This window comes from Agarivorans sp. QJM3NY_30, assembly GCF_050870855.2.
In the GTDB taxonomy this organism is placed as follows: Bacteria; Pseudomonadota; Gammaproteobacteria; order Enterobacterales; family Celerinatantimonadaceae; genus Agarivorans.
The window spans coordinates 853,995-873,942 of sequence record NZ_CP194038.2; the positions used below are offsets into that span (position 1 = coordinate 853,995).

Genomic DNA, 19,948 nt, shown 5'->3' on the forward strand with positions numbered 1-19,948 from the left:
TGTGTTTTTATCATGGATGTCTACTTTAACTATTCTCAATCATCAGCTTTGCTGAGGCGTGTATGGTTTCAAAAATCAACGAAATGAGCCATTTTTGCAAACTTACCCGTTAATTGGCATGAGAACAGCCAGAGGACTAAATGATTGCAGTGGTGTTCACTTCACTAACGTTGTTACTGTCTTTGTGTTTTTATCATGGATGTCTACTTTAACTCTTGGTTAAGCTATTTTGAAGTTGTCATTAATAGGTTACTCGTTAGGCGAGTAGTAAGTCATTAGCGCTTTTTCGATATCGATACCAATAGTCACCCCGCCAATCGGATTATCATTTGCTGCGGAGCTTATGGTCAGACTAACTTGTACCAGAAAGTTGCGTGTGGAGGCATCATAGTTAATATCATCGATAAACATAGCACCGTTACCCTGTAAGTAGGTTTGGCTGTATTTGGCTTCATCTCCTTGCCAATAGTCGGACGTTGGTTGGCTTTGCCCTACATTCACTCCTCGCGCGTCAAACACGATTATCTCTAAGTAAAGCCCTGCCGAGTTAGCGGCGATCTCTTCGAGGTAGTCGGATAACTCACTATTGATTATTGAGTCAACTTTAGCTTGTAACCTTGTTGGTATCTTTTGCAGGCCGCTATTTAAGTCAGCGAGGTTGGCGTCTGTTAATGAAGATGTGCGCTGATTACTTTGCTCAACAGCACGGATCACCTGCGGGTTGTTGACCCATTCACTGATTTTCTCTGTGGCAATTCGCTCCATCAGGACTCGCTCAGTATTGGACAGGGTGGGCAGTGAGCTGACGCACCTCGGCAACGCCTGATTAAACGCGTCGAGAAAGTCTGGGTGATTGGCTAAGTAGGCTTTAGAAAAGTAGAAACCCAACGGACTATATTTTTCGAATTGCGAGTTAATTTCCTTTCCTAGTGTTTGCTTTTGCACGTTCTCAAAGGTTTGCTTATCCATCAAAATGCTATTAACCCGACCTTTGATCAGTAGTTTGACCAGCTGGTCTAGGGTATTCACTCGTTGCACTTTAATCGTCGGATAGGCAGCTTGCAGCCACAGATCGACAGTGGCGCCACGCACAATGCCAACCTTATCCTTCACAAGCTCTGGAGACGTATAGAACCAGTACCATTTCTCTAAGGCAGCCGGGGAGGACAATGCAGCAAAGTCATTGGCTTGAGGGAAAGGGAGGGAACTGAAAAAACCATCTGCTTCACCCGCTCTAACCCGGGAGTAAACCCGTTTCCAGGGCGCTGTTTGAACCGCATAGGGCCAATCGAGTGTTTCCATCAAACACGCTAAAATTTCAACCGAACTGCCTGCCAGTTGGTTGTTTTGTATTTCTTGATAGGGAGGCGATATATTGGTGTACAGGCGCAATGTAGCAGGATTGCTGTTTGCATGCAGACTACCGAAAAGCAGCCACGCCATTAGCGTGAATTTCACCATGATGTTGAGGTGCCCTCGGTTGTAAGTGATTGCGCTTAATCGGAGGCGTTTCAGTATGTTCATCGTTTTGCTTAGTCAGTGTTGATTATACTAAAGCATAGTGCATGCGAGGACTCGGCAGGGGGGAAATAGCATTCCCATGACCACGACAGAACCACAGTATGGTTACAATCTAGTCTGCGTTCATCTTGGCCGCAGATTTCTATTGTCGAGGGGCACATAGTGTTCCAAATTGTTATCTAAGGATAGATCCGTTGGGTCATCAAAATCTCCGTAGTATGCTTTGTGGGCAATGCCATTTTCAAAACCGCTATGCCTAAAAATGTCACGCATATACGTGGTTGCCTGCGTTACATTTGTTCGAAGCAGGAGAGCAAATTTAGTGATCCAGAAGTTACAGCGCTTACCGCTAAGCTTGAGGAATTGAAGCTTAAAAGAGGTTTCCAAACGTCACTTAAGCACAAAGCTAATGTTCGTGAATTAGTTGCTGAAAAAGCCGTCAGAGGCAATCAGGCGAGACTTGTCCAAAATGTGGGGCACAGTTGGTCGAGTGATTGGCAAAGCGTGATAAGAATGCTGATAACAGTCTAAACTATCAATATTTGTGTTTTTTATCATGGATGTCCATTTTACCGTTGATGCCACTTTCAAAACCGCTATGCCTAAAAACGTTACGCATATACGTGGTTGCCTGCGTTACATTCGTTCGAAGTAGGAGAGCAAATTTAGTGAGCCAGAAGTTACAGCGCTCACCGCTAAGCTTGAGGTATTGAAGCTGAAAAGAGGTTTTCAAACATCACTTAAGCACAAAGCTAATGTTCGTGAATTAGTTGCTGAAAAAGCTGTCAGAGACAATCTGGTGAGCTTTGCCCTAAACGTGGGGCACAGTTGGTCGAGTGATTGGCAAAGCGTGATAAGAATGCTGATAACAGTCTAAACTAACAATGTTTGTGTTTTTTATCATGGATGTCCACTTTAACTCTCCCAATGAGTCTGAACGACTGTATTGGGAAAACTATAAACGGTGGCCAATTTTAGTTGACCACTAGATCAATCGACTCTCAATTTATCGGGCGACCTGAAATTGCTGATGTTGTAAGTATGAATGCACTTTCAAATTACTTGTGCTGCGAATTGAAAATTAATTATAAACGAGGTGCTTTGCTGGTTCCGCAAAGCACCTATCAATAAGATGTCTAGAACTTAGTTTGTTAAATGGTTAGCAAGAGCTTGTGCAGCTTGCGTCAATGAGTCTTGAACTTCGGGGGTAGTTGATAGCGCGTTTAACATACCAAAGTCGTGAATCATACCGTTGTAGCGAACGGAAGTGACATTAACACCAGCTTGCTGAAGCTTGATGCCATAAGCTTCACCTTCATCTCGTAGTACATCTTTTTCTGCGGTCTGAATCAATGTATCCGGCAAACCGGAAAGTTGCTCAAGAGATGCACGTAAAGGTGATGCGTAAATCTCATTTCGCTCAACCGGACTCGTTGTGTAGTTATCCCAAAACCACTTCATCATTCCACGCGTTAAGAAATGACCATTGCTGAATTGATCATAGGAAGAAGTTTGAAACGAGGCGTTCGTGACTGGCCATAGTAACAATTGGAATCGGAGTTTAGGCGTTCCGGCTTCTTTGGCTTTCAGAGCAACAACTGCCGCCATATTCCCGCCAACACTGTTGCCCGCTACAGCCAAACGACTACCATCAATGTTGATTTGATCACCATGTTCCGCCACCCACTTCGTTGCCTCGTAAGCTTGGTTGATTGCTACTGGGTACTTCGCTTCAGGCGACGGTGTGTAATCAACATATACTGCAGCTGTACCAGAGCGAACCACTAGATCTCGAATCAGTCTCTCGTGTGTAGGAAAGTCACCGAGCACCCATCCACCTCCATGGAAAAACATGAAAGCAGGAAGTTTGCCTTCCGCTTCTAAGGGTCTGACCACTTTAATAGCTATTTTTTGACCATCAACGTTAATGGTATAACTTTTAACTGACGCAGGTGCCAAAGCCGCTCCTTTTTGCGCACCGGTCAATACTGCTCTGGCTTCTGTTGGTGTCATCGTTTCAATTGGCTGGCCTCCTTCCAAAGCTTGTAAGAAGCTTTGAGTATGAGGTTCAACTCCGTATGAACCTGAATGAGCAAAAGCCCCGAAACTACTCGCACACAATGCCATTACCAAAATAGATTTTGTCAATTTCATTTTCCTTTACCTTTTAGTCTAAATGCCTTTTCAACAATGAATTCTAATTTGCAACAATTAGTTCAACTTGGATGTTTCCACGAGTCGCATTTGAATATGGGCATACTTGATGCGCTTTTTCGACCAGTGCCAATGCGGTTTCATACTCTAATCCAGGTAGAGAAATATGAAGTTCTACAGCAATTGCAAAACCGATACCTTGTGGATTTTCGCCTATACCGACTTTCGCAGTCACGGTAGGCTCATTCAGTAATCGGATCTTGTCTTGCATCGCAACAAACTTCATCGCGCCGATAAAGCAAGCCGAATAGCCGGCGGCGAAGAGTTGTTCTGGATTGGTACCGTCGCCTCCAAGTCCACCAAGTTCTTGGGGCGTACTAAGTTTTACGAGCAGTTTGCCATCTTCCGATTTGGATTGTCCGTCACGACCACCAGTCGAAGTTGCTTGTGTGGTATAAATTGATTTCATTTAAATTGCCCTCAATTGATTATTGCGATAACTATTTGCGTTAAAGAGAACCCACATATGGGTGCTCCGTTGGGACTAACGTTATCGCAATAACTATTATCGCACAACTATTATTTTATTTGATTTGATATATTTTTTCTAAGAAGGATGATTTTATCTTTTAAATCAATGAGTTCTTCCGATTCCAGACCACAAGCATCAGCAATACATGTGTTGATATTTCGAGCATCTTTCTCTAAAGAACGTCCCTTTAACGTTAATCGGACACTTAACGATCGTTCATCATGAGGCAATCTAACTCGCTGTACTAGGCCATCCGTTTCCATTCGCTTTATCACTGGTGTTAAAGCTCCTGACTTTTGGCCTAACTTTGAACCAATATCTTTAAGGCCAATACCGTCTTCTTCCCACAATGTAAGCAAAATCAGATACTGAGTATATGTCAGCCCCAAAGGTTCCAGCATTGGTTTGTAAAGTTGTGTCATTGCGAGTGAAGCGGAGTAAAGTGCGAAACACACTTGATTGTCCAGCGATAGCTGATTATCAGGCATATTGTTCTTCTTAATCTAAAGTCGTTGTGAGGGTATTCTCTCCTCAAGCCTTCGCAGTTTCAATACAGTCTTGGATGAATAACCATTACGACTATTCTTATCGGGCTTTTCAGCGTGTTTCTGATAACCGAGGTGGTCATCAAGCTCAGCATTTAACGCTGTCTCAACAGTCACCTTGGTTAACATTTTACGAAAGTCATCTAGATCTGAAGGGGTCTTGATTGACTTAGCGGCTTCACGAGCAAATGCTTCGAGAGCTTTCTTATCCATGTTGCTTATCCTTAGCCTGTTCAGGGCTAATTATAAGCAATTACACAATTTAATTTACAGGCTCGTGGGGCACAGTTGGTCGAGTGATTGGCAAAGCGTGATAAGAATGCTGATAACAGTCTAAACTATCAATGTTTATGTTTTTTTATCATGGATGTCCACTTTAACTCTGGTTACTGAGAATGACACCAGTTTTATCAGTGATTCAGTCAAAAGCCTTACTAATAATTCTGCTTTTACTAAAGCTCCACTTGAGGTGTTTGACGCCTGTCGCTTCAAATCAGACGTCTTGGCTAGTGGCCAGCTAGCTAAAGATGTAGAAACAAACCAAGTTATGTTGAAGTTAGTTACGAACTAGTTGGCTTATCTTCTCAATACTACATATCTTAAAGATATTCTAGATTGTTCAATAGCTTGAGTTGATTTAGTATTCATCTAATCAATAACTTTTTTGCAATGGGTATTGGATGAATACGGAAGATAAGGAAATCACAAAGAGCAATAACCGCTTATTGGCGTTTATCTCTTCAAATCGTATCATCAGTCTAATGACTGTATCTGTTCCAGCTCTTTATCTGCTTGGCTACTTCCATACCTATGGTTATCAAATTGGTTTTGGTATGAGCGGTGAGTTTTTTCCAAAATCAATTCAAGAACATTTAGTTGGCAGCTTCATAGTTATCTTTTTAGTGGTAGTAGATCTTTGGGTATATCTACGAACTCACTTTTATGTACTTTTGTTGTTTTTTGCAGTTGTGTTTGTATTTTCATTTGTAGCCATCTATTTCTTACGAAACCCAGTTAAGTTCAAGTTTGATGCTGAATCCAGAGGGGGGGATGTCCCCGAGCGATTGTATTTTTATGTATATGGCCCATTAAAAATCTCAGTGCTGATGCTGGCTACGCCATATATCGTATTATGTATTCTTATTTCAATTGTTGCTTTACCTTGGTTTAGTTACAACCAAGGTAAAGATTTGGCACTTGGTAGTATTGAGCATTTCGAGGGCTGTGAGCTAGCAGAGCTAAGCCGTGACAAGTCGTGCATCTTTTTAAGCAAGCAAACTGGTGATATTGCAAATGGTATGTTTGTGGCTCGTTCTGAGTCTCACATAGCAATTTGGAATGGCGCATTTACGGAAGTTTTCCCCACTGCTGGACTCAAGTACGAGTTTCGCTTCGGAACTAAAGCGGATGATGAAACCCAATAAAAGGAGTTGTTTTGGAAAAATTTATATCGTTATCTGAAGTTGGTAATCATTCCAAGTTAACGGAAACGGAAGTTGTCCGAAGCGCCAACTTAGCAGAGCACTCGTGTCATCAAGTAATTTGGTGTCTGTTGGCTACGATGTAGACAGCATGACGTTAGAAGTCGAATTCCACAATGGAGTCTATCAATACTTTGATGTACCACAGTATATCTATGATGAGTTAATGAGTGCTTCATCTGCTGGTTCTTATCTGCACCATAACATAAAAAATACGTATAGCTGTACTCAGATATAAAAGTCGGTATCAATTTTATATCTGAGATAAATACCATTCAATTAACGTTAACGGATGAAGGGAAGCTTATGAATTTAGAGCCTTTTATTTATTAATCTGTTGTTGGATTAAATTAAATACATAGCACTAATAATTAGTTTTCAAGGTCAAGGATGAACTTTGTCCTAAATGTGAGGCAGAGAGTAGAGCGACTGGCAAAACGTGGTAAGAATGCAGGAAATGCGTTTATTGGCTGTTCAGCTTATCCCAGTTGTAAATTTACTCAGTCTTCTTAAAAACAATAGGGGAATAACAGTTTATTGCCTGAAATCTGCTACATATTTGCTACACAGAGAGAAAAAATAGAAAAGGCGTAGAAGTGATTAACTTCTACGCCTTTGTATATGGTGGCCCTTCACAGACTTGAACTGTGGACCTAACGATTATGAGTCGTGTGCTCTAACCAACTGAGCTAAAGGGCCGAATTTGTGGTGCTAAGCGCTTGGCTTTAGCAACGAGGCTGGATTATAAAAAATAGTCTCAGCCTTGTCTATGCGTTTGAATCTAAGCGCCTATTTATTCGCCGTTTAGCGGTCTATTCGTCTAAGAAACTGCGAAGTTGCTCAGAACGAGAAGGGTGACGAAGCTTACGTAAAGCTTTCGCTTCAATCTGACGAATACGTTCACGTGTAACGTCAAACTGTTTGCCCACTTCTTCAAGCGTATGGTCGGTGTTCATGCCAATACCAAAGCGCATCCGCAGTACTTTTGCTTCACGCGGGGTGAGGCCTGCCAGTACTTCTTGAGTGGCAAACTTGAGGTTTTCACCGGTCGCTGCATCAACAGGCATCGACAGAGTGGTGTCCTCAATAAAGTCACCTAAGTGCGAATCTTCATCATCACCAATCGGGGTTTCCATGGAGATCGGTTCTTTGGCAATTTTAAGCACCTTACGGATCTTATCTTCAGGCATTAACATCCGTTCTGCCAATTCTTCTGGCGTGGGTTCGCGGCCCATTTCCTGAAGCATTTGACGGCTAATACGGTTGAGTTTGTTAATGGTTTCGATCATATGAACCGGGATACGAATAGTACGCGCCTGATCGGCAATAGAACGAGTAATTGCCTGACGGATCCACCAGGTGGCGTAAGTCGAGAATTTGTAACCACGACGGTATTCAAATTTGTCCACCGCTTTCATCAAGCCGATGTTACCTTCTTGAATCAAGTCGAGGAATTGCAAACCACGGTTGGTGTATTTCTTCGCAATAGAGATTACCAAACGTAAGTTGGCTTCAACCATTTCTTTCTTGGCGCGGCGAGCTTTCGCTTCACCAATGCTCATACGACGGTTAATGTCTTTGATGTTGTTAATGGATAGGCCGGTTTCTTGTTCAACTGATTTTAGCTTGAAGATACAACGGCGAACTTCTTCGTCGACTTCCATTAACGCTGGGGCATAGTCTTTGGCAGAGGTTTTATGCTCGTTAAACCATACGTCACTGGTTTCATCTTTTGAGAAGGCTTTAACGAAGGCTTGCTTCGGCATTTTACCTTGTTCTACACAAAGTTTAAGAACCAGACGTTCTTGGGTGCGAACACGCTCCATCATCCGGCGCATACTGGCAACCAGTTTGTCGAACAATTTTGGCACTAAACGGAAAGTGTGGAAGATTTCGCTAAGTTCAAAAATCTCGGCTTTCGCTTGTTTAGAAGTCCGGCCATGTTTGGCAATCATTGCGTGAGTTTTGTCATATTGAGCACGCAAGGTTTCGAAACGTTCTTTGACGAGTTCAGGATCTAGGCCTGTGTCTTCTTCTTCTTCGTCTTCGTCGTCTTCATCTTCGTCTTCAAGATCTTTTTCTTCAAGCTCTGAGCCAATGTGAGTCGCGGTGGGCGCGGCTTCGGCGACTTCGTTTTCGTCGATGAAGCTATTGACGATGTCACTGACTTTAAGCTCTTCTGCCTGATACTTATCGTACATATCGAGCAAGATAGAGATGGTTTCTGGGTATTCAGAAACGCTACGCTGAACTTCGTTAATGCCTTCTTCGATACGTTTCGCAATATCGATTTCGCCTTCACGAGTTAGCAATTCAACAGTACCCATTTCACGCATATACATACGTACAGGGTCAGTCGTTCGGCCTAATTCTGATTCTACCGTGGCGAGCGCTTGAGCCGCAGCTTCTGCTGCGTCTTCGTCGGTCGTGTTTTCCGCCAACAATAAGTCATCGGCATCAGGTGCGTTTTCATGTACCTGAATACCCATGTCGTTGATCATTTGAATGATATCTTCAACTTGATCGGAATCTACGATATCAGCAGGTAAATGGTCATTTACTTCTGCATAAGTTAGGTAGCCTTGCTCTTTACCTTTTGCGAGAAGGAGTTTGAGTTGAGACTGTGGGGTTTGTTCCATAGATGTCATCCGAAGTAGATTAAGCTAGCAAAACCATAAACGTAAGCGCTGCAAGCGCAAACGAAGAATTATATCAAGTATGGGTGAAAATTTCTATATTAAAGGCATTTATATAGTATCTTTTTGTTTATTACTTAAACAGCCGAGTTAAGGCTTTAATTCAACAACTAATTGTAGCATTTCTCGCTTCTCCTCTACGCTAAGTGTGCCGTTCAGCGATTTGATATTGAGTTGGTCGTAACGTTGTAGCAACAGTTGTTCGATGAAGCTGGCGATTATATCTTGTAGCTCATCGGGGTAACCTGATTCGTCAATTTCCAAGTTATAGCTGGCCAAAGCGTTAAGGTGTTTTTGCTCTGGTAAATCTCGCCAGCGTTCTAAGAGCTGCGCGGTGGTAATATCTGGTTTTTGATGGATCTCGGTAATCAGCCGCTGTAGCAAGGCCATTCCTTTAATATTGACCTGGCTCAGTTGTGGGCTTGGCGGTAAGTCATTGGCAATAGTTGGCCGCTGCAAGAGCATTGCTATGGCTTTACGCATTGGTGTTAAGCTAAGTGCTTTTTGTGCATTGGGTCGGCTGCGTTCCGCTTGTTTTAACTGTGCTAGTTCTTTTTCTAGCTGGCTACGTAGCATTCGGTTTTGGGTGGCCAGCTCGGTGAGTAAAGTTTCTTTGTAAAAACTGGCGTTCACCTGAGAGATTAACTGATAAGCTTTCGACGCGAGGTGGCTTTTTCCGGCATCAGTGCTGATGTCGATGTCTTGGCCGAGGCGTTCAAATAAGAAACGCGACAGCGGCATCGCATCGTTCATCCGTTGTTCAAAGCCATCTTTACCTTCTTGGCGAACCAGCGTGTCGGGATCTTCACCATCGGGTAAGAACATAAACTTAAGTTCTACATTGTCGCGTAGGTGGGGTAAGGCGTTTTCTAAGGCTCGCCATGCAGCATCTCGTCCGGCCCGGTCACCATCATAACAACAAATAATTTTTTCGCTGGCTCTGAACAGCATCTGTAAATGCTCTGGGGTGGTAGAGGTTCCCAGTGACGCGACCGCATAATCGACCCCAAATTGGGCGAGCGATACCACGTCCATATAGCCTTCCACTACTAAAATTTGTGGCACTTGTTTGTAGGCCTGCCGAACTTCATACAGACCATATAATTCGCGACCTTTATGAAAAATTCTGGTTTCTGGTGAGTTAAGGTATTTGGGGGTCCCATCTCCCAAAACTCGACCACCAAAGCCAATATAACGGCCGCGTTTATCACGAATTGGAAACATGATCCGATCACGAAAACGGTCATAGCGACGACCTTTTTCATTCTCGATAGAAAGACCCGCATCCACCAATTGCTGACTGGCTTGTGCCGAGCCGCCGAGGGTTTTACCTAATGCATCCCATTCATCTGATGCGTAGCCAACGGCGAAACGTTGCACCACTTCACCACTTAAGCCGCGGCCTTTTAAGTAGTCGATGACTTGTTGTTTATTTGGATGCACTCGTAATTGTTGTTGGAAGAAGCGACAGGCTTGCGCGGTTAGTTCGTATAAATCTTTACTTTGCTGGCGTTGCTGTTGGCTTTTGGCTGGGTCAAATTTACTATCGTTGCTGTTTTCTCGCTGAACTTCTACGCCCATTTGGCTGGCGAGATCTTCCACTGCGTCAACAAACTCAAGTTTGTCGTATTCCATCAGGAAACTAATGGCGTTGCCATGGGCGCCACAACCAAAGCAGTGATAAAACTGTTTGTCTTGGCTGACCGTAAAAGAGGGCGATTTTTCGTTATGAAAGGGGCAGCAAGCGGAATAGTTTTTACCGGCTTTTTTTAAACGCACACGCTGATCGATTAGGCTAACAATATCGGTGCGAGCCAATAAGTCATCAATAAATTGTTGCGCTATTCTTCCAGCCATTTAGCCTCGTCTTCGGTTTTTAGAAAACAAACAAGCCGTGAACTCATGGAGTACACGGCTTGCTCGAGTAATTTAAGAGATGGGCTTAGGCGAGTTTACTGCGGACGGCGGCACTAATCGCGCCCATGTCTGCCTTACCTTGCACCTGAGGTTTTAAGATCCCCATCACTTTACCCATATCTTGCATTCCAGCCGCGCCCGACTTAGCGATTGCATCATCAATCAATGAGGCAATTTCTTCTGGACTAAGCGCTTGAGGAAGGAACGTTTCCAAGATAGCAATCTCAGCGAGTTCTTTGTCGGCCAAATCTTGACGAGCAGCGGCTGAAAACTGTTCAGCAGCATCTTTACGCTGTTTTACCTGTTTTACGAGGATGCTCAATACTTGATCGTCCTCTAGGGTAATGCGTTCGTCAATTTCTACCTGTTTAACTGCCGCAAGCAACATACGAAGTGTGCCAAGACGTAATTTGTCTTTGGCTCGCATGGCTGCTTTTTGTTCTTCTTGTAGCGTCGCTTTTAATGACATAGGTTATTAACTGCGCTTAGTACAAGCGAACGCGACGTGCGTTTTCACGTGCTAATTTCTTAGCGTGACGTTTAACAGCAGACGCTTTAGCACGTTTACGAGTTGTAGTTGGTTTTTCATAAAACTCGCGACGGCGAACTTCAGAAAGAATACCTGCTTTCTCGCAAGAGCGCTTGAAACGACGTAGAGCTACGTCAAATGGTTCGTTTTCACGTACTTTAACGATTGGCATATGCCTATCACCTTCCGGTTTATTAACGGCCGAACAAATATCAGCCTGAGTGTTTAAAAATGGTGCGGAATTTTAAGCCGAACTGAGGGGTAATGTAAAGCCTATTTGTAAGTCACTGGTGAAATTAGCGCTGAACAAGTAAGATAGCTGCGATTTTTGGCAGGCCTTTGGGCGAGATTATACGTTACTGACGCCAGTAACCAAGCAGGAAAAGCAACACTATGCGCGTATTAGGTATTGAAACTTCGTGTGATGAGACCGGCATTGCTATTTACGATGATCAGCAAGGCTTATTGGCCGATGTTTTATACAGTCAGGTAAAATTGCATGCCGATTACGGAGGGGTGGTGCCTGAGTTAGCTTCGCGCGACCATATTCGTAAGACTATTCCACTGATTAAAGAAGCGATGGCAGCAGCCAATTGTAGTGCCGATGATATTGACGCGGTAGCTTATACTGCTGGCCCCGGTTTGGTTGGCGCTTTGTTAGTGGGGTCACTCACCGCGCGTAGTATTGCGATGGCCTGGGATAAGCCGGCGGTGGCAGTGCATCATATGGAAGGTCATTTACTTGCGCCAATGCTGGAAGAAAATCCGCCTGAATTCCCGTTCTTAGCGCTATTAGTGTCGGGGGGGCATACATTGTTGGTGGAAGTCGATGGGATTGGTGAGTATCAAATTTTAGGCGAGTCTATTGATGATGCGGCGGGTGAAGCCTTCGATAAAACCGCTAAGTTACTGGGTCTTGATTATCCAGGCGGCCCAGCGTTGAGCCGCTTAGCGGAACAAGGCACTGCCGGGCGTTTTGTCTTTCCAAGACCGATGACTGACCGTCCCGGTTTAGATATGAGCTTCTCGGGATTAAAAACGTTCGCCAAAAATACCATCGATAGCGAGGGCAAAGATCCACAAACTCAGGCCGACATTGCTTTGGCTTTTCAACAAGCCGTGGTTGAGACTCTTATTATTAAGTGTCGTCGCGCCCTGAAACAAACTGGCTTAAAACGTTTAGTGATTGCCGGCGGTGTGAGCGCAAACAAAGCTTTACGCGAACAGCTCGGTGAATTATTGGTATCACGTGGTGGTCAGGTGTTTTATCCTCGCGCTGAATTTTGTACCGATAACGGTGCGATGATCGCTTATGCGGGGATGCAGCGTTTTAAAGCGGGCCAAACGCAAGGTTTATCGGTGAAAGCCATGCCGCGTTGGCCTTTAGACGAGTTGCCTGCAGCAAACCCCTTATAGATTATTGTGTTCGATGGGGTGGCTTTGATCGCCTCATTCCAGAACGAGCGCGGAGGCCATTTTGTGGCTTATATGGGCTTGCCGTTGTCAGTTGTTTTATTCGTTTGTTGGCGAACAAGCCTTGCGTTGTTTCGTCGATATCTTCTCTAGTGATGCAAAGGTGAGCGGCTTAGTCTTTTTTGATGACTTTGGTTTCGGTGTGGTTGCGTAAACGATGAATGTTGCCTTGATGACGAATAATAATCAGACAAGAGAGCATCGCGACGGGCAGTGTGTATTCAGGCTTGATAAGCCAAGTATAGAATGGTGCTAAACTCACCGAGATAATTGCGGCTAACGAAGAGTAACCTCTTAATTTTAGGATTATTAGCCAAGTGAGGATCAACAAGGCAGCGAGATCGAGACCAATTGGTAAAACGCCACCAAGGGCGGTCGCAACCCCTTTTCCGCCTTCAAAATGAAAGAAAATGGGATACATGTGTCCTAAGCAAGCCGCGATGCCGACAAAACCGAGTACCAGCGGGGAGAGACCCGCATAATAGCCTAACCATACTGGGACGGTGCCTTTTAGCAGATCGCAGACCAGTACCAATCCAGCGGGGATTTTCCCGCCTAAGCGATACACATTGGTGGCCCCAGGGTTATTAGAACCGTGATGGCGAGGATCGGGCAGACTAAAAATTCGACAAATTAATACAGCGCTGGATATAGAACCCAGTAAATACGCTGCTGTGATAAAAAATAAACCGATTAAACCCATTAGCTTAGAAGCATTCCACCAATTGCCATATTGCGGTATTATCGCGCTCTTTGAAACCCAAATGATACGCTGTTTTTTTAGCTAAGGCTAATTAGCACGTTTACAGCACAGCAGCATAAAATAATGGATAAAGTATTTATTAAACAGCTCACGGTATTGGCAACCATTGGTGCCTATGAGTGGGAAAAACAAATTAAACAGAAGTTACTGATTGATTTGGAAATGGCTTGGGATAACCGTCCTGCGGCGGCTGGTGATGACTTAAGCTTAGCCTTAGATTATGCATCGGTGAGTCAAGCTGTGAGCAATTTAGTGGGAGGCGAAGCCCACGAATTGGTGGAAACCGTCGCCGAAAAAGTAGCCGATTTGCTGATCCAGCAATATGCAGTGCCTTGGCTTAAAGTCACCATTAATAAGCCAGGTGCAGTGCCTTTTGCTAGTAGTGTCGGGGTGCAAATTGAGCGTAGCCGAGAAGGTTATGCTCAATAATGGCCAATATTTTTGTGGGGATAGGCAGTAATATTGAGCGTGAATATTATATTCGTGCAGGTGTACTTGCTCTAAAAGAGCGATTTGGTGAGTTGCAGTTAAGCCCGGTGTATGAAAGTGCAGCCCTTGGTTTCAATGGTCCGGCTTTTTATAATTTAGTGGCAAAATTTTCTAGTCCCTTGTCTTTACAGGCCGTATTTGAGGCAATAAAACGGATTGAGTTTGAACATGGTCGCGCCATGGATGCACAAAAGTACTCGTCACGAACCCTCGATATCGATATTCTGTTATATAACCAACTAGTGGTAGACACGCCTTGTAAACTACCCAGAGCCGAAATAACCAAGAGTGCTTTTGTATTAAAGCCTCTTGCGGATATTGCTGGTTCAATGCTGCACCCTACGGTAAACCAAACTTTCATACAACTATGGCAAGATTTTGATCATAGTCGTCAAGTGCTGACTCGAGTTGACACTTTAGACCTTTAGTTTTTAGATAAGGAAGCGTAAATGAGTCCCTTTGAAACCATTATGTTGGCGTTGATCCAGGGTTTAACAGAATTTTTACCGATTTCTAGCTCCGCTCATTTGATTTTGCCCTCACAAATTTTGGGCTGGGCCGATCAAGGCATCGCCTTCGATGTTGCGGTACATGTCGGCAGCTTGTTTGCAGTATTGGGTTACTTTCGTAAAGAAGTTTGGGCGATGTTAGGCGCCTGGCTGGCTTCTTTTACTGGTAAACGTAGCCCCGAAGCGATACTTGCTTGGTTAATTATTTTAGCGACTATTCCTGCGATTATTTTTGGCGGCCTGTTTAAGTCGCTGATTGAAGAGTATTCACGATCAGCTTACGTGATTGCCAGTACCACCCTGATTTTTGGCGCTTTGTTATGGTGGGCCGATTCGCAGGCGAAATTAATTAAAAATGAATACCATATCGGTTGGAAACAAGCCTTGTTTGTTGGTGTTGCTCAAGCCATTGCGATTATTCCTGGTACCTCACGTAGCGGCATTACCATCACTGCGGGTCTAATGTTAGGTCTAAGCCGTGAAGCCGCCGCTCGTTTTTCTTTTCTGATGTCGATCCCTGTCATTATTGGTGCTTGCACACTAATGGCAAAAGACATGGTCGAGACTCCTGTGGCGATTGATTGGTCGGCGATGTCGTTGGGGATTTTAGTGGCCTTTGTTAGCGCCTATTCATGTATTCACTTTTTCATTAAGTGGGTGAATCGGGTCGGCATGAAACCCTTCGTGATTTACCGGATGATACTTGGCGTGGGCTTGTTTGCTTTCTTGGCCTGGTCTTAGGTCGAAAAGCGCACGTTTTAGGGCAGTTGGACGTAGATTAATTCTCGTCTGATTGCGCTGCTCCGTCCAAGTACGCTTGTTTTTGTTGTTTAATCAGCGCAATTCGCTGTGTTTGTAATTGCTCGCGAATGGCAGCGCCCTGATAGCCAGCTTGAACGATGGCTTGTACGTCGACGCTGTTGGCGGTTTCGAGCTGATGTAACAGATAGTCGTAGGCTGGGTAAGGGTAGTTTTCAAAACCCAAACGACCTTTAATATCGGCGACTCCCGCTTCCAATATTTGTCGAAAGCGTTCTGGTTTGCGCCAAGCATCGCAGCGGTCAAATAATTTTAGCACTGTTTCTGGGCGTAACTCTAAAGCGCTGTGAATGGTGATGTGATATTCGGCCACCAGAAAAGCAAGGTCTCGGTAGTGATTGGGCACCTTGAGGCGTTGGCAAAACTGTTTAATTAGTTTTAGTCCTTTCGGCCCATGTCCTGGGTGAGAGGGTAGAGTTTCTGCTGGCGTGAGTGCTTTACCATAGTCGTGACATAAACAGGCAAAGCGTACTTCGTTGTGATATCCGAGTCGTGCACTCTGTTCGATAACCATGAGCGTATGAATGCCAGAGTCAATTTCTGGATGCCACTCGGGGCGAGCTGGTACGCCGAATAAAGCTGCCAGTTCTGGAAATAATAGGTTTAAGGCATCGGCTTGTTTTAAAACTTCGAAGAACACCTGAGGCGCTTCGCAGGCGAGGGCTTTTTCGAGCTCTTTCCAGATCCGCTCTGGGGTTAAACTGGATAACTCTCCGGAATGGGCTATTTCGCGCATTAGGGTCATGGTAGATTCTGCCACGCTAAACCCTAAGGGGTGTAAACGTGCGGCGAAGCGAGCGACCCGGAGTACCCGAAGTGGATCTTCAACAAAAGCTGGAGAAACATGACGCAATTGCTTTGCTTGCAGATCGGCCTGACCCCCATAGGGGTCGATGAGCTTGCCGTCTTCACTCATGGCGATGGCGTTAATGGTTAAATCACGACGTAATAAATCGTTTTCTAAACTGACGGTAGGGCTTGCATCGCAGCTAAAACCAGTATAACCCTTTCCTTGTTTGCGTTCGGTGCGTGCTAAGGCATATTCTTCACGGGAGTGCGGATGAATAAATACGGGGAAATCCTTGCCAACTTGGGTATAGCCGAGTTGAAGCATTAGGTCTGGAGAGGCACCGACAACCACATGGTCGCGGTCTTTCACCTTCAAGCCGAGTAGTTTATCTCTGACTGCTCCTCCTACCAAATAGGTTTCCACTTATCACTCCTTGTTATTCTCTATGCACAAACGGCTTGCGCGAGGGTATTATACACCTATCAACGCTCAATTGGGCTTGGATTGCCACCGAGTGAAAACATCGGTAGGCCATGGTCGGTGAAAGGATAGCGATTTAATGTACTTGGATTATTTTGGTTTAAAGGAGACTCCTTTTTCGATAGCGCCAAATCCTGAATTTTTATTTATGAGTGAACGGCATAAAGAGGCCTTAGCTCATCTGAGTTTTGGTTTAGGCGAAACGGGGGGGTTTGTGCTACTCACTGGTGAAGTTGGTACCGGTAAAACCACGGTGTCGCGTGCTTTACTAAAACAACTACCCGCAACAACCAAAGTTGCTTTTGTACTCAATCCCACACTCACAGAAATAGAGCTATTGGCCACGGTATGTGACGAGCTGAGCATCCCTTACGACAGCGATAAGATGAGTGTTAAACAGTTAGGAGACGCGATCCGTCAGCGTTTGTTAGAAAACCATGCTGCTGGTGGGAATACCATGCTGTTGATCGATGAAGCTCAGCATCTTTCGGTAGCGGTATTAGAACAGCTTCGTTTATTAACCAACTTTGAGACCGATACCCGTAAGTTATTGCGGGTGGTATTGATTGGTCAGCCGGAGTTACAGCAAAAATTAAAGCAGCCAATTTTACGCCAATTGGCGCAACGAATCACTGCTCGTTATCACTTGTTGCCATTAACGGTGAATGAAGTTAAAGCCTATATCATGCATCGTTTACAGGTGGCGGGTTGTGAGCGGCCTTTGTTTTCTGATGTTGTAGTGAAGCAGGTATTTAAGGCCGCAGAAGGGATCCCTCGGGTGATTAATTTGCTTTGTGATCGCGCGCTGTTGGCCGCCTATGCTGGCAATAAGCTACAGGTGGATAAAGCTGCTTTAAGGCAAGCGATTGAAGAAGTAGCCTTAAATGAACCGCCTCGACAGCTTAATCTTGCTTACTTGTTCAGTGGTGCGATGTTAGGTGTTGTATTGTTAGGGGCGGGTTATGTGTATCAACATTGGCCAATGCTTGGCTCTGTTATCGCGGACTCGCTTCCCCAACAACGGGCTCTTGTTGAACCGCAGTTGAGTGTGCCTGTCGCTGCTGTTGTGGCGCCCAGTGTCACTGCCGCGGAGCAACAAGCAGACGAATGGCAACAGCTACGCAGTAGTAGCCGTTTACCGCCACGTGCATGGCAGCTGCTATTACGCGCGTGGGGTTATGATGCACCTGCCTCTCAAGCCAGTTGTGACTTGATTACAAGCGTTGATTTATATTGTTTGTCTCTTAATGGCGGGGAGCAGATGTTACGTGAAGTTAATTTACCTGCGGTGTTAAAGCTAGAAGACCAAGGTGAACCTTTTTATGCTGTGCTGCGACATTGGGGGCCACAACTTGAATTATGGTTGGGAGAGCGTTCTATGATGGTGGATCAAGCTTGGTTGCAGCAACGCTGGAATGGTGAGTTTCAGGTCCTGTGGCAGCAACCGAAAGGCTTTGATGGAGTATTAAAGCTGGGCAGTCAGGGGGAAGCGGTGCATTGGTTAGAACAGAGCCTATCGCTAATTCAAGGTAAGCGGTCACGGCAGATCTTCAAATATGATCGCCAACTGAGTCAGCAAGTGAAACAATATCAGCGTCAGAATCATCTCACCGCGGATGGCATTGCCGGTGTATTTACACTGTTACATTTGAATCAACAGATATATGTTGATCAACCACGTTTGCAGGAGTTGAATTAGTGTCTAGTATCTTGGCGGCGCAACGCCGTAGTCAACAAGGCGCGATGGCGGCGTTAGTCCCAACGTCGCCCAACAATCGCTTATGGTTCGCACTATTTTGTGTCTTGTTGACGCTTGTTTTGCTGTTTGCTGGCTTGTGGTGGTGGCAAAAGCTACAAGTTGTTCCTCGGTCTGGCAGCGCTCCGCCTATCGTGGCGGATGTGGCAGCGCCAGCACCAGCACCAGTATTTGCGGAGCCACAGAAGCCTCGGCTGGCGCCTTTTGAATTAAATCCCTTGCCCGATTTCAAAGATTTAGAGCGAGTCGACTTATTGGCGATGCGTCAGGCGCAGTATGCCGACTTAATCGCTAACACTAGCAAACGGTTAATTGCTCAAGAAGATAAGGATTTTAAGCCGGTTGTTGAATCGTCGCCAACGGCTTCGACCGAGTATAAGCCCGCTCAGCCGACAAATTTGAAGTCTGATCTCAGTTTGGAACAGCGCTTTGCGCAAGCGGTTCAAGCGACAGAGTCCTTGAACTGGCAAGAGCAGCAGTCAACCGCGGTTTATGATGATGCGCCGCTACTGGCGGAACTGTCACCCGAGTTACAAGCCTTGGTGCCGGCGATTACTTTTAAATCTCATGTCTTTTCATCCGATCCGGCTCGGCGTCATGTGACCTTGAATGAGCAACAGTTGTTTGAAGGCGATTTACTGACCAATCGTATTGAGCTGGTTGCTATCCGCCTCAACGATATTGTACTGCGGGTGGCCGGAAATCTTTGCCGTTTAAAAGCCTTGGTCGACTGGGGATAAGTTTTGGTCGATGGTTTGCGGATAAACCTAAGTTTTCGGCGCTCATCGATAAACCGACGAGTTTAATTAGTGAAATAACAATGCACTGAGTTGTTTAAATCAAAAAGGGCGCTTTAAGCGCCCTTTTTAATGGTTAAACCTACATCCATTGTTGGTCTCGTTTTTTGCGACGAGGGATCATCGGCAATAATAAACCTAAAATTAGACCGATACCGGCAACGCCCGCGCCACGCATAAACCATTGCATCTGCACCGCTTCGTCAATGGCGTCAAGTTCAGCTTGAAGATTAATGTTTTGTTTGCTGATTTGACTGAGTTGCTCATTCAGTTGGTCGTTGGTTAACTGTAATTGCTCGATTTGTTGTTGCTGAGATTCGAGCTTGATAAGTTGTCCAGCAGAATTGCTTTCACTGCTTTCTAGCTGCTGCTTGAACTTGCTTTCGCTAAGTTTGAGCTGCGCTTTAATTTGTTCTAATTGGTATGCAAGACCAGGTTTCGAGTTTAGGTATTTGGAGTCAACCCAACCTTCACGACCATTGTCGAGGACGACTTTGGCGTATTTATGTTCTGCATCGTAGCCAATTTGGTTAATTTTAGTGCCGGCGTTTACGCTACCTAAAATTCGAAATTGATTGCTGGGCCCGGAATGCATGAAAATGAACAAGTCATCCGATATATAACGAGTTTGAGCGATGGCTGGCGAAGTGAGGGCGAGCAATAAAAAAGCTGCGGATAAGTTTCTGAGGATCACGGC

20 protein-coding genes, 1 tRNA gene and 1 pseudogene are annotated in these 19,948 nt (G+C 45.0%); 9 read left to right on the forward strand and 13 right to left on the reverse strand.

The window, feature by feature from the left end; genetic code table 11:
- Window positions 1-249 precede the first annotated feature (249 nt).
- Window positions 250-1,524: a substrate-binding periplasmic protein gene (locus tag ACRRSX_RS03840; RefSeq protein ID WP_432454541.1), complete on the reverse strand. Its 1,275-nt coding sequence runs from the start codon at window positions 1,522-1,524 to the stop codon at window positions 250-252.
- Between the two features lie 222 nt (window positions 1,525-1,746).
- On the opposite strand from ACRRSX_RS03840, the gene ACRRSX_RS03845 reads away from it, so the two are divergent.
- Entirely contained in the window at window positions 1,747-2,052 is a 306-nt protein-coding gene (locus ACRRSX_RS03845; RefSeq protein WP_432454540.1) for a hypothetical protein, read from the forward strand.
- Between the two features lie 612 nt (window positions 2,053-2,664).
- On the opposite strand, the gene ACRRSX_RS03850 is transcribed toward ACRRSX_RS03845, so the two are convergent.
- The 4 genes and pseudogenes from ACRRSX_RS03850 to ACRRSX_RS03865 all read right to left on the reverse strand — a co-directional run.
- Window positions 2,665-3,675, reverse strand: a complete 1,011-nt coding sequence (locus ACRRSX_RS03850) for an alpha/beta hydrolase (RefSeq protein ID WP_432454539.1) — start codon at window positions 3,673-3,675, stop codon at window positions 2,665-2,667.
- A gap of 43 nt (window positions 3,676-3,718) precedes the next feature.
- Window positions 3,719-4,144 (reverse strand): organic hydroperoxide resistance protein, encoded by a 426-nt coding sequence (locus tag ACRRSX_RS03855; RefSeq protein WP_432454538.1) that lies wholly within the window; start codon window positions 4,142-4,144, stop codon window positions 3,719-3,721.
- Between the two features lie 110 nt (window positions 4,145-4,254).
- On the reverse strand, window positions 4,255-4,695 hold the full coding sequence (locus tag ACRRSX_RS03860) for a MarR family winged helix-turn-helix transcriptional regulator (RefSeq protein WP_112404523.1): 441 nt from the start codon (window positions 4,693-4,695) through the stop codon (window positions 4,255-4,257).
- A gap of 60 nt (window positions 4,696-4,755) precedes the next feature.
- Window positions 4,756-4,965 (reverse strand): annotated as a pseudogene (locus ACRRSX_RS03865) (transposase); the annotation flags it as partial.
- Window positions 4,966-5,432: 467 nt separating this feature from the next.
- On the opposite strand from ACRRSX_RS03865, the gene ACRRSX_RS03870 reads away from it, so the two are divergent.
- Both ACRRSX_RS03870 and ACRRSX_RS03875 read left to right on the forward strand, forming a co-directional pair.
- Complete coding sequence (locus ACRRSX_RS03870; protein WP_432454537.1) at window positions 5,433-6,176, forward strand: hypothetical protein; 744 nt, start codon at window positions 5,433-5,435, stop codon at window positions 6,174-6,176.
- Between the two features lie 148 nt (window positions 6,177-6,324).
- The gene (locus ACRRSX_RS03875; RefSeq protein WP_432454536.1) at window positions 6,325-6,471 is read left to right on the forward strand and encodes a KTSC domain-containing protein; all 147 of its coding nucleotides are present in this window, start codon (window positions 6,325-6,327) and stop codon (window positions 6,469-6,471) included.
- A 384-nt stretch (window positions 6,472-6,855) separates the two neighbouring features.
- Here ACRRSX_RS03875 and ACRRSX_RS03880 read toward each other — a convergent pair.
- From ACRRSX_RS03880 to rpsU, 5 genes are all read right to left on the reverse strand, one after another.
- A tRNA-Ile gene (locus ACRRSX_RS03880) sits at window positions 6,856-6,932 on the reverse strand.
- Window positions 6,933-7,045: 113 nt separating this feature from the next.
- Window positions 7,046-8,872, reverse strand: a complete 1,827-nt coding sequence (rpoD, locus tag ACRRSX_RS03885; protein ID WP_432454535.1) for an RNA polymerase sigma factor RpoD — start codon at window positions 8,870-8,872, stop codon at window positions 7,046-7,048.
- 147 nt (window positions 8,873-9,019) lie between these two features.
- Window positions 9,020-10,786, reverse strand: coding sequence for a DNA primase (dnaG, locus tag ACRRSX_RS03890; protein ID WP_432454534.1), 1,767 nt, complete (start codon window positions 10,784-10,786; stop codon window positions 9,020-9,022).
- An 85-nt stretch (window positions 10,787-10,871) separates the two neighbouring features.
- Window positions 10,872-11,315, reverse strand: a complete 444-nt coding sequence (locus tag ACRRSX_RS03895) for a GatB/YqeY domain-containing protein (protein ID WP_432454533.1) — start codon at window positions 11,313-11,315, stop codon at window positions 10,872-10,874.
- Between the two features lie 16 nt (window positions 11,316-11,331).
- Window positions 11,332-11,547: a 30S ribosomal protein S21 gene (gene rpsU / locus ACRRSX_RS03900; protein ID WP_432454532.1), complete on the reverse strand. Its 216-nt coding sequence runs from the start codon at window positions 11,545-11,547 to the stop codon at window positions 11,332-11,334.
- Window positions 11,548-11,768: 221 nt separating this feature from the next.
- Here rpsU and tsaD point away from each other — a divergent pair, with 221 nt between their 5' ends.
- Window positions 11,769-12,791 carry a tRNA (adenosine(37)-N6)-threonylcarbamoyltransferase complex transferase subunit TsaD gene (gene tsaD, locus ACRRSX_RS03905; RefSeq protein WP_432454531.1) on the forward strand — a complete coding sequence of 341 codons (1,023 nt, stop codon included), beginning with the start codon at window positions 11,769-11,771 and terminating at the stop codon, window positions 12,789-12,791.
- Between the two features lie 169 nt (window positions 12,792-12,960).
- Here tsaD and plsY read toward each other — a convergent pair whose 3' ends face one another.
- Window positions 12,961-13,551, reverse strand: a complete 591-nt coding sequence (gene plsY / locus ACRRSX_RS03910) for a glycerol-3-phosphate 1-O-acyltransferase PlsY (protein WP_432454530.1) — start codon at window positions 13,549-13,551, stop codon at window positions 12,961-12,963.
- A gap of 123 nt (window positions 13,552-13,674) precedes the next feature.
- Between plsY and folB the strand changes: the two genes are divergently transcribed.
- The 3 genes from folB to ACRRSX_RS03925 are packed head-to-tail and all read left to right on the forward strand — an operon-like array spanning window position 13,675 to window position 15,350.
- A complete protein-coding gene (gene folB / locus ACRRSX_RS03915) occupies window positions 13,675-14,040 on the forward strand; it encodes a dihydroneopterin aldolase (protein ID WP_432454529.1) in 366 nt (121 codons plus the stop codon).
- Window positions 14,040-14,528, forward strand: coding sequence for a 2-amino-4-hydroxy-6-hydroxymethyldihydropteridine diphosphokinase (gene folK, locus ACRRSX_RS03920; protein ID WP_432454528.1), 489 nt, complete (start codon window positions 14,040-14,042; stop codon window positions 14,526-14,528). The genes folB and folK overlap by 1 nt, the downstream gene beginning before the upstream one ends.
- 21 nt (window positions 14,529-14,549) lie before the next feature.
- Window positions 14,550-15,350: an undecaprenyl-diphosphate phosphatase gene (locus ACRRSX_RS03925; protein ID WP_432454527.1), complete on the forward strand. Its 801-nt coding sequence runs from the start codon at window positions 14,550-14,552 to the stop codon at window positions 15,348-15,350.
- A 37-nt stretch (window positions 15,351-15,387) separates the two neighbouring features.
- Here ACRRSX_RS03925 and ACRRSX_RS03930 read toward each other — a convergent pair whose 3' ends face one another.
- Window positions 15,388-16,641 carry a multifunctional CCA addition/repair protein gene (locus ACRRSX_RS03930; protein ID WP_432454526.1) on the reverse strand — a complete coding sequence of 418 codons (1,254 nt, stop codon included), beginning with the start codon at window positions 16,639-16,641 and terminating at the stop codon, window positions 15,388-15,390.
- Between the two features lie 136 nt (window positions 16,642-16,777).
- Between ACRRSX_RS03930 and ACRRSX_RS03935 the strand changes: the two genes are divergently transcribed.
- Both ACRRSX_RS03935 and ACRRSX_RS03940 read left to right on the forward strand, forming a co-directional pair.
- On the forward strand, window positions 16,778-18,397 hold the full coding sequence (locus tag ACRRSX_RS03935; protein ID WP_432454525.1) for an AAA family ATPase: 1,620 nt from the start codon (window positions 16,778-16,780) through the stop codon (window positions 18,395-18,397).
- On the forward strand, window positions 18,397-19,194 hold the full coding sequence (locus tag ACRRSX_RS03940; RefSeq protein WP_432454524.1) for a general secretion pathway protein GspB: 798 nt from the start codon (window positions 18,397-18,399) through the stop codon (window positions 19,192-19,194). The genes ACRRSX_RS03935 and ACRRSX_RS03940 overlap by 1 nt, the downstream gene beginning before the upstream one ends.
- Window positions 19,195-19,333: 139 nt before the next feature.
- On the opposite strand, the gene ACRRSX_RS03945 is transcribed toward ACRRSX_RS03940, so the two are convergent.
- Window positions 19,334-19,945: a TIGR04211 family SH3 domain-containing protein gene (locus ACRRSX_RS03945; RefSeq protein ID WP_432454523.1), complete on the reverse strand. Its 612-nt coding sequence runs from the start codon at window positions 19,943-19,945 to the stop codon at window positions 19,334-19,336.
- Window positions 19,946-19,948: the final 3 nt, after the last annotated feature.